Origin of the sequence: Qipengyuania sp. Mu-71 (assembly GCF_036867055.1) — a bacterium.
Taxonomy (GTDB): Bacteria; Pseudomonadota; Alphaproteobacteria; order Sphingomonadales; family Sphingomonadaceae; genus Qipengyuania; species Qipengyuania profunda.
In genome coordinates this window covers 191,533-205,237 of sequence record NZ_JBAJHR010000001.1, presented here as the reverse complement: position 1 = coordinate 205,237, position 13,705 = coordinate 191,533, and the positions used below count along the sequence as shown (strand labels likewise).

General features: G+C 58.0%; 9 protein-coding genes. 3 read left to right on the top strand and 6 right to left on the bottom strand.

Annotation, left to right across the window (positions count from 1 at the left end):
• Complete coding sequence (locus tag V6B15_RS00995; RefSeq protein ID WP_334199699.1) at positions 1-873, bottom strand: plasmid partitioning protein RepB C-terminal domain-containing protein; 873 nt, start codon at positions 871-873, stop codon at positions 1-3.
• Positions 870-2,420: a recombinase family protein gene (locus V6B15_RS00990; protein ID WP_334199698.1), complete on the bottom strand. Its 1,551-nt coding sequence runs from the start codon at positions 2,418-2,420 to the stop codon at positions 870-872. The genes V6B15_RS00995 and V6B15_RS00990 overlap by 4 nt, the downstream gene beginning before the upstream one ends.
• Before the next feature lie 72 nt (positions 2,421-2,492).
• Between V6B15_RS00990 and V6B15_RS00985 the strand changes: the two genes are divergently transcribed.
• Both V6B15_RS00985 and V6B15_RS00980 read left to right on the top strand, forming a co-directional pair.
• Positions 2,493-2,876: a hypothetical protein gene (locus V6B15_RS00985; RefSeq protein ID WP_334199697.1), complete on the top strand. Its 384-nt coding sequence runs from the start codon at positions 2,493-2,495 to the stop codon at positions 2,874-2,876.
• 152 nt (positions 2,877-3,028) lie between these two features.
• A complete protein-coding gene (locus tag V6B15_RS00980) occupies positions 3,029-4,159 on the top strand; it encodes a hypothetical protein (RefSeq protein WP_334199696.1) in 1,131 nt (376 codons plus the stop codon).
• Here the strand turns inward: V6B15_RS00980 and V6B15_RS00975 are convergent.
• The 3 genes from V6B15_RS00975 to V6B15_RS00965 all read right to left on the bottom strand — a co-directional run bounded on the left by V6B15_RS00975 (position 4,156) and on the right by V6B15_RS00965 (position 11,200).
• Positions 4,156-7,389 (bottom strand): Eco57I restriction-modification methylase domain-containing protein, encoded by a 3,234-nt coding sequence (locus V6B15_RS00975; RefSeq protein ID WP_334199695.1) that lies wholly within the window; start codon positions 7,387-7,389, stop codon positions 4,156-4,158. The genes V6B15_RS00980 and V6B15_RS00975 overlap by 4 nt on opposite strands.
• Positions 7,380-10,733, bottom strand: a complete 3,354-nt coding sequence (locus tag V6B15_RS00970; RefSeq protein WP_334199694.1) for a helicase-related protein — start codon at positions 10,731-10,733, stop codon at positions 7,380-7,382. Before V6B15_RS00970 ends, V6B15_RS00975 begins: the two co-directional genes overlap by 10 nt.
• Before the next feature lie 62 nt (positions 10,734-10,795).
• A complete protein-coding gene (locus tag V6B15_RS00965; RefSeq protein WP_334199693.1) occupies positions 10,796-11,200 on the bottom strand; it encodes a DUF6471 domain-containing protein in 405 nt (134 codons plus the stop codon).
• Positions 11,201-11,264: 64 nt separating this feature from the next.
• Between V6B15_RS00965 and V6B15_RS00960 the strand changes: the two genes are divergently transcribed.
• A complete protein-coding gene (locus tag V6B15_RS00960) occupies positions 11,265-12,512 on the top strand; it encodes an IS1595 family transposase (protein ID WP_334199692.1) in 1,248 nt (415 codons plus the stop codon).
• A 167-nt stretch (positions 12,513-12,679) separates the two neighbouring features.
• On the opposite strand, the gene V6B15_RS00955 is transcribed toward V6B15_RS00960, so the two are convergent.
• Positions 12,680-13,573, bottom strand: a complete 894-nt coding sequence (locus V6B15_RS00955) for a hypothetical protein (RefSeq protein WP_334199691.1) — start codon at positions 13,571-13,573, stop codon at positions 12,680-12,682.
• Positions 13,574-13,705: the final 132 nt, after the last annotated feature.

The following is a 13,705-nucleotide window of genomic DNA, read 5'->3' as shown; positions in this document are numbered from 1 at the left end:
TTATGCCTCCGCGAGGCCGAGGCGCTCGGCAATGGGCTGGGGCAGCGTGGTCATTCCCTCGGCGCGCAGGAGCGCGACGAAGTGATCCTCGGCCAAGAGACGACCCATGGCGGAAGTGATGAAGGCTAGACGACTTTGCGCCAGACCCGCCTTCTTCAACAGCTGACGTTGCCGGTCCACCTCTTTCTGATAGGCACGAACCAGCGTGGCCGAGGTCGGGACGCTGGAACGTGGCTTGCCCGCGCGGATACTCTTAATCCCTTTCCCGATCAGATTGCGATCGTCGACGATGCGGCGGATGGCGAGGATCTGATCGCCCGGAAGGCTTCCCTTCTCGTAGGCTTCTGTCAGCGCCCGCTGCACGTCCTCGTCGTTGGCCTTGGATATCTCGGCGGCGATCGTGTGCGGAATGATGCCGCGCTCGACGGCATCGAGAAGGCGCTCCTCTCCCCGTTCGAGCAAGCCGGCGATCGAATGCACATATTCTGCGCTGAAACCGATCTTCTCTCCGATCGCCGAATGCGTGTAACCCTGCTCGCGTAGACGCCCGACTTCCCGGATGAGTTCGAGCGGTGAAAGATTGCGCCGGGCGAGGTTCTCAACCAGGCTCATGACGAAGCATTCTTCGCGGGTGGCATCGACGACCATCGCGGGGATCATGGATTGACCGAGCTTCTGAAAGGCTTCCTTCCGCCCCTGCCCACAAACGAGTTCGTAGCCCTCACCGGCTTCCGCTCTGCGGACCGTGATCGGGCGTTTCAGTCCGACCTTCGCTATGCTTTCGACAAGCTCTTCGAAGATGCGCTTGTTGCGCGCCCTCGGATTGAGGACTTCGATTGCTTCGATCGGAATGCTGACGATCTCGCTGCTCATGCCGCCCGTCCGATCGGGTGGCGCCTGAGCATGTGATACAGAGGATCGAGATCGTCGGTGCGATAGGCGTCCAGCGCGATACCGTTTTCCTCGCCCATTCGCATTGCTGCGATTTGCCCGAGGTCGAGCCACGGCAGAAGATAATAGTCGCGGACAGTCCGGTTGTCCGCGTTCATCCTGACAGCAAGAGTAATGTCGGGTCGGTGCTTGCTGTCGAGACGCAGCTTCCAGCGAAGCGAGCCAGCAGCTGTCTCAGTGCACCGGATCATGACAAGCGAAATCGACACTTCACCGTTCACAACGATGATATCGGTCTGCGGACTGACCTCGATGCTCATCGCCATTTCGCGGATGCGATCCACAGTATGTTCGAAAGCATCGCACTGGAGAAGCCGGAGCACGCGGTTTGTCTCGAGATAGCGGTAATCGCGATCCGGCGTATATCCGATGAGCTGGTATGCACGCACGAGGCTGCCGAACCGGTGGCGATAGGCGGCAGTCGAGGGCATCTCATCGCTTTCGTCGATCAGCAGACCCGATAATGAACCTCTCGATGCCAAGAGGCCGGACAGCATGGCGAGCAGTTCGTCATCGCTGAAGCGCCGTGCCCGCGCAGCGAGGATCGCCTGTGCCGCATTGAACAACTCGCGATCGACGATTGCGGTGAATGCACCGTCTCCTCGCACCCACATCTCCGGGTCGTTGACCACCCGCTTACGCTTCAGCTTGTTGGAGATGCGGTTGTAGACGTTGTTGCCGATGTATTTCTCGTTGGTCAGTATCTGCCGGACCGTTGCCCTGGTCCATGCGCGCTCGAGGTCGGTGGTGATGCCTTCACGGTTGAGTATTTCGGCGATCTCGCGTTCGGAGCGGCGTTGAAGAACGAAAAGGCGGTAAATCCTTTCGACCGTCCGCACCTCTTCCTCCGGTCCCGGCACGAGGATAACCCGGTCTGTCTGGAGGCTCTTGTGCTCGCCACGCGCCAGAGGTGCTTTGGGTTCATCCCGCTCGTTCACGAGGTAGCGACGCAGGCCGTAACCGGCGGGGCCTCCCTGACGATAGCCCAGCCGGATCAGCCGGCATTGTCCCGTGAACACCTTGGCTGAGAGTTCGCGGCTGTATTCCCCTGCCATCGCCCGTTTGATATTCTTCATCACGGTCGAGGGCAGGCTGCCGTCATTATCGAACTGCTCGGCGCAATAGTGGATGTTGATGCCGCGCTCGCGGCAGATGAATTCGTAGTAGGCGCTCTCGTCGGCGTCCTGAAAACGGCCCCACCGGCTGATGTCGTAGACGAGGACAGCCTCGTAGTCGGCGCGCCCCTGTTGGACATCGTCGATGAGGCGCTTGAGCGAATCCCGTCCTGAGATGCTGAGACCGCTGCGTCCTTCATCGGCATAAGTCCTGACGATCTCGAAATTTCGCCGCGCGGCATAGGCTTCGATGATTTCGGCCTGGTTCTCGGTCGAATAGCGCTGATGATCTGTAGACATGCGCACGTATTGTGCGGCCCTAGTCTTATTCTTTTTTCCTTCCGCTTCCATCATGCCTGGCACCGGGTCTAGCGAGTCGGGCATCTCTCCCGATGAACCCGTTCGGCATAAGGGGAGTATGGTGGAATGTCTTTTTCTACGGATGACCGAAAACTTCGCGGTGGAAACGGAAATCGGTTTCCGATCGATCCCGCTGCGGAAACGGGCGCATTGCTGGCGGAGGTGGTGGCAGAGGCCCTGAAGGCGGACTTCGGCACCATACCGTCTCATGTGAAGCATCTGGCGCGTCTGACCGGAACCAATGAGCGGACGGTCCACAACTGGCTGCTGGCTCGCAATGGGCCCAGTGGCACGGCGCTCGTCGTCCTCATGCGGCACTCGGACGCGGTGACCGAGGCTGTCCTCTCACTGGCGGATCGCAACGAACACTCTGCAGCGGTCAGGCTTATGAAGATGAAGAGTATTGTTCGTGCCCGGGCGTTAGAGCTGGTTGAGTGCCTTGGCTCTTAATTCGAGGGCGAATTGATCACATTCTTAAGTTCCGATTGGACAAGCCCCAGAGATTGCATTGTAAAGCGGCGGCGCGGAGTTATGGCAAGTAGGAGACGTGACAAATTTGAGGCTGATCGAAGCATGATTGACTTAGCGTTGAGACCTATCGAATGAGCTACCAGCACAATGCGATGGCTCAAGCTGTCTCGAAAATTCTACTGTCAGAGGTTAGATCCGGAGGTGCAGCCAATTGGAGCATTCCAAGTCGCCTAACCAGGAAATGCACCTTATGGCAGGGCATAGCCGATTGGCCGAGGCCCGATATAGCATTCGAAGATCCGGTCACCGGGTCTTCACTGGCGATTGAATTTAAGCCTCCGAACCATTCGAAACGGGAATACGTCACCGGGCTCGGGCAGATGCTGACCTACCTGGAAAGTTTCGAGTTTGCCGGGTTGGTGTTGCCGAAGAAGTCGACAGATGGCTTCCTCATTGCCGACCACCTTGAGGGGGTCATCCGTAGAGAATTGGGCGACCGTCCGATCTTGCTGATGTCTTACGACAAGTCGGTCGAACAGCTGACTGTTCATCGTAAACTGAAAAAGCGGACAGGCCCGAAATTCAAGGGACCCAAGCGCAGAGGGCGTGGGACTTTCTGGGCATATTGGCGTGACTTGTCACACTACGACCTCTTCGAATTGCTCAGGATCATCGACCAGAAGCAAGGACGGCAGTTCGACCAAGCTTACGATACGTTCTGGAACCAGTTCCGTCAGAAGGGGAAGGCGCTCACATGGGAAGGAACTGCTCGAAAGATCAGTGTATCAGTTCACAATACGTCGCATAGGATCAACGCGCAGTATAGCTTGCGGCATTGTCGCCTGCTGTCGCCGGAAGGCGGCTTGACCATGAGAGGCCTTTCACTTCTCCATATCGGGAAGGTCTATGGTCCCGACAGCGATGCGTTTCTTGCCGAACTTGCTCGTTCGGTCCTGCTCGACGGAAACCATTTGGAACTTATCCTGTGGATGGAAGAGCAAGCTCGAGGGATCAAGAAGAAGGACCGCAAGACTTCGGATGCCTTCTTGCATGCGATCGACGCTGAACTCGTCTCAGCTGGCGTGATACGTCCGCCGAAGAACAAGGGGAAAGGAAAGCCGACCTTCTTTCGGGACGAGGCGAAGCTCTGGAATAAGCTTGGGCTTCTGGAGAACCGCGGTAATGGCTATTTTTTCCCAGGAGAGGGATTCAGATTCGATTGGCGAGCTATCGTATCCGCTACCCGCGGCGAGATGGGTTAGTCCCCTTCCTCATCGTCAGTGTAGGTCGTCTTCACGGCCTGTGAATATAGCAGCTGGACCTCGGGCCAGACGTCTTCCCAGCCGAAGGCTTCGGCGAACATAGCGTCGCTCACATCCGTGACGTGCCGGCACTTGGCAAGGTTGTAGTTGCCGACCCTCTTGCCCGCATTGAGCTTGAACTGCGTTGCTACGGTCATTGCCTCCTTGAGGTCGCCTACCAAGCTCAGCAACCGGGCGCGTTTTTCACCGTGAAGCCTCGCAAACGGAGCGGGGAGCCCTTCGAACGAACCTTGCGTGACATCGAAGTCATCGCCGATCATATACCAGTAGGCGAACTCCCATTTTCCGTTCAGCAACAGGAAGGCGAGGTCACGATCTCCTTCGTCCGCGAATGACACTGTGCCGAACTTGGTGTGTGCAATTTCCGCGCCGTTAGCATCGTAGCAAGGCGGCAGGTCCTCACAGAAGTTGAGCCAGTTATAGGCCGACTTCTTGAAGTGGAGCTGATGGCGCCCGCCGCGACGCAAATGCGCTTCGATCGTCGGGACCATGGCGGCGCTCTGATGCTCGATGAAGTTCACCAGCTTTGACGTGTGGACCTTTGGCACCATCCCGCCCCACAGTTGGCGCTGGAACGGTGTAAAGGCGAGGGTTTCGAAAAGGTGAGGTCTTTCCTGTTCGAACCATCGGTGCAGTCTGCCGGTATATTGCAGCCGCTCGCGCTCGCCGGCCATCGGCCTTCGTCCGATGTGGATCGTATTGCGGACACGCACGTCATAAGCGAAGAGCGCGGAAGGTATGCGCCCGAATGACGAATACCAGTTCGCAGCGTAGTCACGCGACAACACGTCACGTAGAGCACCGAAGCGCGAACTGAAGGTCAAGCTGAGCGGCACAATCATTCCAGAGCGTCCGCCATCTGCGAGGAGATTCGCCGACCTTTCCATCACCCAGGCGTAGATGTCGGCTGCACGCTCCGTCTCAATGTCATGGACCGTATATTCCTTCCGGACCTTGGCGGACGAGATATAGGGCGGATTTCCGACTATGACGTCGAAGCCTCCGCCATCTAGCTGTTCATAAAAGGCCGCCCACCAGTGGAACGGCGTATGAGCGTTTTTCCATTGCTGAAGTTTCGATTCGGTCTTCGCGCCGTAGCGCTCGCCGAGCGACACATTGAGCATCTCGTCCAGCTCTTCTTGCATTTCGACGATGAGACGCTTCAGCGTGGCTGCAAGCTGGCGATCACCGAACTGGTTGTCACGGTATTGCTCATAGAGGTCGCTGAGCATGATCGCCTGGCGTTCCAGTTCGTCCTGCGTATTGGCGAGATCAAGACCTCGGTTCGAGGCACCGGGGTGATCGGTATAACCCACGAGCGCATTGCCACAGCGGATATTGAAGTCGATGTCGGGAAGCGGCTCGATCATATCGACATCATCGATCTGGCTGGCGAGCTTCAGGAAGAGCCGCAGTTTGCAGATCTCGACGGCTTCTTCCATGATATCCACGCCGAAGAGATTGTTCACGACTATCGATCGGAAAATGAAGTAGCGCTGGTCCGAGTGACTATCGACCTCCGCTAAGGTCTCTTCGAAGCGGGTCCGAATATCGGCATTCCACTGCCATCCGGAACGCCCGGCTTCGTCGAGGAAGGCTCGCATCCGGTCGACCGTCGCTTCGTAGATGGGTTCCAGAACATTGAGCGCCGCGAAAAGAAAGGCGCCCGATCCGCAAGTCGGGTCGAGCACGCTGAGGCTGTTCAATGCCTTGAAGAATGCGTCGATGACAGTCGGGTCGTCAGAACGTTCGATAGCGTCCTGAGCGAACTGGCGGATATCGAGGTTGTGGGTGACAAGGTCATCGACCTGGTCGATTCCGCCGGAGCTGAGCAGTTCCTTGAGGCTCTCGTAGCGCGTTGTTCGGTCGATCACTCCCCGCCAGGTTTCACGAGGCAGCGAGCGTCCGTCCGGTGCTTCGGCGGAGCCTTCGACTGAAGCTTGGTCCACTCCGTCCGGCAATCCTTCGCCGGCACCGACTTTCATTGACGGAAAAATGTAGTCGTCCGGGTTGTCCCGCAAACGTGACCAGATCGGTCCATCGGAGTCGAATGCGTGCGGAGTGCGTGCTGCGACCAGATCCAGAATGCGCGGCACCACGGTGGTGCGCGAGATGTATTCGGTGACGTCCTCCTTGGTGTAGTAGGCGCCCATCTGCTTGTTGTTGATGTAGCGTTCGAAGATGTAGCCCAGAACGTCAGGATTGATTTCGTTGTCAGTTGAAACGGGGCGGTCGTCGAGATGCCAATCGAACTCGTCGAAGAAATCCAGGACTGCCGTGAAGGCCGCATCTGGAATATCGATGTCATAGGTCGCTTCGAGGAAGTGCTCTACAAACATGCCGCCGTTGAGGTATGGAACCCTTCCGATGAGTTCGGCGAGTTCGGGGGAGCGTTCAGATTCTCGACCGCCGAGCCCATCGAAAAACAAGCGCAGAAGGAAGGCCCGATAAAAGCTCTGAAATTCGTCCGGTCCGTGTTTCTCTTGGACCTGGCGCAGCTTGTTTCTGAGGTAGTTGCGATCGCCGTCAAGGAAGCCGCGCTGCTGAATAAAATATACGAACATGAGCCGGTTCAGCATTACTGACGCATACCAAGCTCTGTCGTCTTCCGTATCGACGCCTTCGATCCTCTCAAGGAAGGCGTCGTGCTCGGTTTTGAAGCGCTCATAAAACGCTCGAGTGGTCCGCTCGACATCGAAGGCCCGTTGCACGCGGTCTGCTACGTCGATGATGGTGAGGCCGTCCTCATCCTCGAGATCGACAATGAGGTGGTCGAGGCGCTGAAGAAGGCCTTCTCCGGTCTGCCCGATACTGAAAGCGTGTTCACGCAGGGCTGCGGGTTTGTCGACCGAGCGTCGTGTCCACTGCCAGATCTGGCCTCTCTCGTCGGAGGATAGAAAGATAACGATATTCTCGCGCGCCAGGGGAAGCAGCTTGTCTCGGACGTGGCGCCGCTGCGCCATCGAGAGCTGGCCGGCGTCATTCGGAACCTTGACCATGAAGACTTTGAACGACCTTTTCTCTGCTACGGTCTCGACGGCGATCGTCGTGCCCTCGAAAGGTATCTGCAACGTCTGCCGTGCGTGATCCCAACCGAGCTCCTCGATAAACAGCCGGCGGAAGTCCCCGCTCTCAAGTGACTTGAGCGCCGCGTCCCGATTTATTCGCATTCTGCTATTCCCCCTGTCGAGCGCAGCCCCATAGAGCATATGATTCTGGGCTCACCATCATCGTCGTCCTCCTCGACTACGCAGAGGCGTTCCTCGTCTCGCAGTGTGACGACAACATCTGCCAGCTCCTCTCCGGTGATCCCGGCGCGCAGCTGACGATTGAGCAGTGCACGAGCATTTTCCTTGAGCGGGAATCGATAGATTTCATCGAGGGCTCGCCGCCGCTCCTCTGTGTCGAACAGCGTTCCCGCGTTGTCGTCCAGAAATGCCTTGAGACGATCATAGACCCGTCTTCGAGCACTGGATGGGCGCCCCAACTGGCCCCCGCCCTGTGTGTCGAGTTCTGCAATAGCGCGAACTCCCTCCGCAACCAGATCATGATGGTTGGATGCGCGAGGAATGCCTGGCGTGGTGGATTGGCAGGCTGCAGCCTGGAGGATGGTGAACTGGGATTCCGTTACGGGCTTGCCGTTCTCGCCGATCCAGGCGAGCATATCGACGTCCTCGGCGGTGCGCACGTAGACCAGGGCACCCTCGGGCGAGAATGGGCCTTCTGAGTGCTCCTTCGCTGTGTAGACCACGTTGGGTAGATTCTGGACCTTTCTGGCCAACGACGGGTCTGCGTCAGTAGCGTTCTTCCAGATTTGAAAGGCGTATGACGATAGATCGACCTCGGTCGGGTCGTCCGCATCGAGGACCCCCGCTTTCTCATGATAGAGGTCAGCGAGGCCGTCGACGTTCTCTTCGTCGAAGAACATTTCGTCGGTCCCGATGACCTGCCGGTTCTGGTCCAGGCGCTGGGTGATCCTGCCTCTCAGGCGGATGATGCGTTCGACGCCCTCCGCCGGAAGGAAGGTGTAGCAGATGACTTCTTCAGCCTGTTGCCCGATACGGTCGACGCGGCCAGCACGCTGGATGAGCCTGATTATGGCCCAGGGGATGTCAAAGTTGACGACGATTGCGCCGTCTTGGAGGTTGTGTCCTTCTGACAGCACGTCCGTGGCTACGAGCACCCGGAGTTCGTCTGACGGCCTGATGGTATCGCGTTTGTCGTTGCTTTCCGGACTGAACCGCCAAGCGATCGCGGATGGATCGTCGCTATCGCCAGTGACGCCGGCAACCTTCTCGATGCCTCGCCGCCTAAGCTCTCCTTCGATGTAGGCGACGGTATCCGCGAACTGGGAGAAGATGATGACCTTGGCATCGGGGTGATCGTCTTTGAGCAGCCGCTCGAGTCGCTCGAGCTTCGAATCCTTTTCCGGATCCCACTCGCCACAACGCTCGAGAATGCCGACCAGCTTTTCGATATCGGAGCGCAGATCGTTGGCCAACTTGCGATTGAAGAGATGGCTTCCCATCCATCTGAAGCGCTTGGCGTGCTGTGTGCGGTAGGTTTCGTATGCTCGATCCGCCCGAGCGCGGTAGTGCGATCCTGGATCGTCCGTGAAATCCACAGCGGCGGGCAGCATGCCTTCGAGTTCTGGGTCCCGATCCGTCTCCAGCATCAGATGGTCCTGCGTCCCCACCGGAACGGGCAAGCCGTTCTCGAGTGCGTGCAGGACGACGTGGTTCCGTAGGATATGGCGATCGAGACTTTGGATGAAAGTATGTCCGCCGCTTTCTAGGCGCTTGAAGAGATTGGTTCGGCAGAAGCCCATCAGGCGCCGGCCCCCTCGACTCATATCCGCCACAGTGAGCTGCTCCGCGGCGGTGGGGGCCGGATCGGCTTTCGCCTTGATGTAGTTGGCCAGGCCATACCGCGGCAGCTGCAGCGAATTGATGTCTGCGACTGTGCGGTCCCCGTAGAGGCGCGCATATTGATCGTTCGGATCGTCATCGGTGATCGGGAAGCTGAGCGTGCGCGGGACTCGGTCGGGAAAGTATGATCGGCGATCGCCGGAAAGGGTGAGGTAGCGCCTCCCGTTGGCGGGGTCGGTCTCGGCGTAATTGTCCCTGATGAAGCTGCGCGTTCGCCGCACCAGGAAGTAGCGCATGAGGTCCCGCCAATCGTCGGTATTTTCGCTCTGTTCGAATGCGAGCAGCGAATTCAGGGGACATTGATGTTCGGCGAGGAAATGCGCTTCTCCGATCTCGCGAAGCAGTGCCTCTGGTCGTATCGGCAATGCTTCGTCACCATCGAGGAAGAGGCGCAATTGGCTCGAGAGGTCCAGATATGACTTATTGTAGGGGGTAGCGGACAGAAGGATGACCTTGCTGTCGTTCTCCTTGATGTAGTCGCGGATGGCGCGGTAACGCTGTCCTTCGCGATTTCGGAGATTATGGCTCTCGTCTATCAGGACGATCCGATGACGCCGCAGTTCAGCAAGACGTGTTGGCGCTTGCGAGATAGGGACGATTGTGGCTCGGAGACGATATCGTTGCCGATAATCGTCCCACATTTTCACTAGGTTAACGGGGCACAGGATCAGGGTTTCATGACCGAAGTCGTCCTCGAAGATCCGGGCGAGCGCGGTGGCCATGAGTGTCTTGCCCAGGCCGACGACATCCCCGAGCACGACGCCACCCCTCTTATTGAGGTGATGTGCCGCGATACGCACGGCGGCCGCCTGGAAGCCGAGGATATCCTCGTCGAAGTCTCGCGGAACGCGGAAGTTCGCGAGCCCCGAACGCGCCTCTTGCGAAAGATGGAAGGCCATCTTGAGATAGACGTGATAGGGAGGGACGACGTCTTCACGTGCCCAGCTCGTTTCAATAATTTCTGCAAGTTCCGTGGAGATGTCGATACAACGGCGATCGTTCCAGCGATCTTCGAACCACGTCCCGAGCTTGCGACAAGCGTCGTCGTCCATCACATCTACGTTGAGCTCGCCGCCGGAAGCGAGTCCCGACATAGTGAGATTGCTGCTCCCCACATAGCCGACCTTGCTAGCCACAGTGTCGCGCCTGTCGACAAGATAGAGTTTTGCATGGAGCGTATGCCTGAGGAAGAGCCTGACAACTACGCGACCCGAGCGAATCTGGGCAGCAAGCCGCCGTAGAGCTTCTTCGTCCCTCGAGGTCGGTATGCCAATCGTCAGCTGGGTTCGAAATTCTTCGGCAAGTTTCTGCCGAAGCCGTGACGCGGCCTGATTATCGAGAAGTCCATCCTCTCCGTGCACACTGAGGATGTCCCGCAGCTCTTGTTCGGGCGCTTTCTGCATGCCGACCAGGACCCGACACTGCTTTCCCGGTCCGCCTTCGAGAGGGTCAACACGATGATCTATGCGCTGCCATCCCCTAAGGTTGAAATATCCGACGCAGAAGTCGGCCGAAACGGCGTCCGCCATGGTGTGATCGAGGGCGTCGAGAAGACGATCAGAAATGTTGTCGAAGACTCTAGGCAACTTTCGCTTCCTTGTGATTTTCTACTGCGGTCATCGCCTATCTCAGCTGCTGGTCCTGGCGCTCAGGATTCAGGTGTCTTAGATTTCTTGGCCAGCTTCTGTGCGCCGCCCTTTTTGGCGGCTTCCTCGATGGCATGCGGTATCTGCAGGATTTCGACGCCCAGGGCCTGCATGCACTGCATGAAGAAGACGGCGGTGAAGCGACCGCGGCTCACCTTATTGCGCAGGTTGAGTTCGTTGTCCTCGATCCCGTAATTGCTGAGCCGATCGGCGAGACCGGCATAGGATACCCCTCGGCGCATCATCTCGGCGCGCAGTATGTTCTTGACCATCTCTTCCCAGGCTTTCTCTTCGATGGGCATCGCACTGATCCTTTCCATGCAAGCTGCCTTGTAGGATTGGATCGGCACGTATGCCAAGTGGACGTCATCATTTTCCAATTTCCGGAACATCGAATCTGATGACATTTAGACTCGACAACGGAACGGCAACACCATATATGATGATGCGAACATCCTCAGACGGTGATACTTGGCTCAAAACTTCCTCCTCTCGGCACGCTATCGCGACCTTCCGGTCAGGAAGATCGCGTGCCTGAGTGACGCGGAAGCCTATGAAATCTTTCTGCAGGCCCGATGGAAAGACGGGGTGCCCAAGTGCCCTGAATGCGATTCAGAGGCATGGACGCTGGGCGACCATTCCCGACCCGGGGACAAGCGCCAGTTTCGGTGCAAGAGCAATCCGTGCAGGAAGAAGTTCTCCGTCACGAGCGGAACCCTGCTCCACAGCCGGAAGAAGGATTTCGTGACGATCCTGATGGCCATCAGGTTGTTCATCTCGGGCGCCAAGGGCATCTCGTCGATCCAGCTGGGAGCTGACGGCGAAATGGCGATCAAGACCGCATGGGTCCTTGCCCACAAGATGCGCGAGGCGCAGATCAAGAACCAGCTGGGCCGGCAGCTTTCGGGCATCGTCGAGATCGATGGCTCGACCTATGGCGGCTACTATCACCAGGTGAACGAGAAGTCGGAACGCATCGACCGACGCAAGCTCGGGAATATCACCGGCAAGGAGATGTCGGTGGTCGTGGCCCGCGAACGCAGCACGAAGGACCGGGTGGGGCTGAGCGTGTGCACGGTCGTGCCGCACGAAGCCGACTCACGTCCCTTCATCGTGGACAGCGTCGACCGGTTCGCCAAGGTCTATGCGGACGACGGCAGCCACTGGGACGCGCTGGCTGCGGCCTTCGACATCGACCAGGTCAACCATTCTCAGCGCTATTACGACAAGGGCATCTGCACGAACCAGGCGGAGAGCTACTTCTCGCGCGTGGACCGGATGGAGATGGGAACGCACCATCATATCGCCGGCGACTACCTGTGGGGCTACGCCTGCGATGCCGTGTGGCGCGAAGACAAGCGAAGGGATACCCAGAGGGAGCGGTTCCAGTCGATCCTGATCGGTCTGCTCGGCAATCCCGTTTCCCGCACGATGAAGGGATACTGGCAGCGCCATCTGGAAATCACTTCGGAAGAACCTGACCTTGAAGCGACGCTGCTGATCGAGGACGAGAACCTTGCGGATGATGAGGCCGAAGGCATGAGTCAGAAGGACATCATCGCGTTGTTCGGACGGGACGCTCTGCCTGCTCAGCGCAGACAGCCGGGCGGGAAACAATGGAAGGCGCGGAAGCCGTTCGCCCCGAGGAAGCATGATATCAGGCCCAAGCCTTGGTCTGAACTCCAACAGCCGCGAGGCCTGCCTTCTTTCATTCCGTAGCCTCGCAATAGAAGCTAACGCATCATCAGCGTTAACGCGATCATGACCATGCGGATGCCATCAGCCTCGGCATGTATTTGATTCGACAATTCCTGATGTTTTCGATTCTGGCGGTCTGCGTGGCCTGCCCGTTGGAGGCTGCCTCTCCGCCCACAGGCCTTGTTCCATCAGAGAATGCCGTAGGAAGCGCTAGCCCAAGCGTAGGTGACGGAGGCCAGCCAGAGGTAGCCGATAACGAATCCAAGACCCGTGAAGCCCAGGCCATACGGACCGTCGGTGGCCAAGGATTTATCGATCGTCCATTGGAATACCCGATACAGAGGCCATGCGAAGAGGGTGATGAGTATCGCAATAGCGATCTGTGCGCCCAATGGCAGGCCGCTCAGGGGTCCAAAGAATCGGCGCTTTGGGCTTGGTATAATCTGTGGCTGACGCTGGCGAGCATCCTGCTGCTCGTAATCACCCTCATCTACGTCCATCGCGGCACGAAGGCTGCGGTGGATGCGGTCGCCGTCGCTACTGATGCTCAGAATCTTCAGCGCGCCGAGTTTGAGGAGCGAATGCGCCCTCGATGTGCGGTGATCGGGATTAGCCTGATCGAAGACTGGGCGGCGAACGTGAGAGCCGGCAGTCCGGTCCCCATGCGGATAATGATCGAGAATCTTGGCAGCACGACTGGTCGCCATCTTTCCCTGCTTCTCGATGGCATTGCTTTTCTTGCTCTCGATGGCACCGAAATCTGGAGCGAAGAGCGCGTAATTACCCTCGCTCCTCTCCGTGCTGGACAACAACGCGAGGAGCCCATGCTGATTGAGCATGCCGCGGCTGGATCCCAGATTCACGGGATCGAGGTAAAGGGTCGCATCGGATCCATTTCCGACAAAGTCGGTGACGAGCCGGGGCTTTCCTTCATTGAGGACTTCGTATGGCGGGAGAACCCGCTCCACCGTGGCAGCCCTGACCTGGTCGAGCGGCCACATGAGAAAGACCCCGAACATTGATACGATGATGGCTGTGATCCAAAGCTGCCGAGCTCTTTCCGTAGAAATTTCCTTTTCCATGAAACCATCTCCTTCGAAGACGGCAACACGGGTCGGGCTGTAGGCTCGCGGTGACCGCGTGCCGTCAAAAATAGCGTAAGCTTCGCTGAGGGCGATGGCGGATGTCCGAAATTTTCTAGGGGTAGGCTCGCC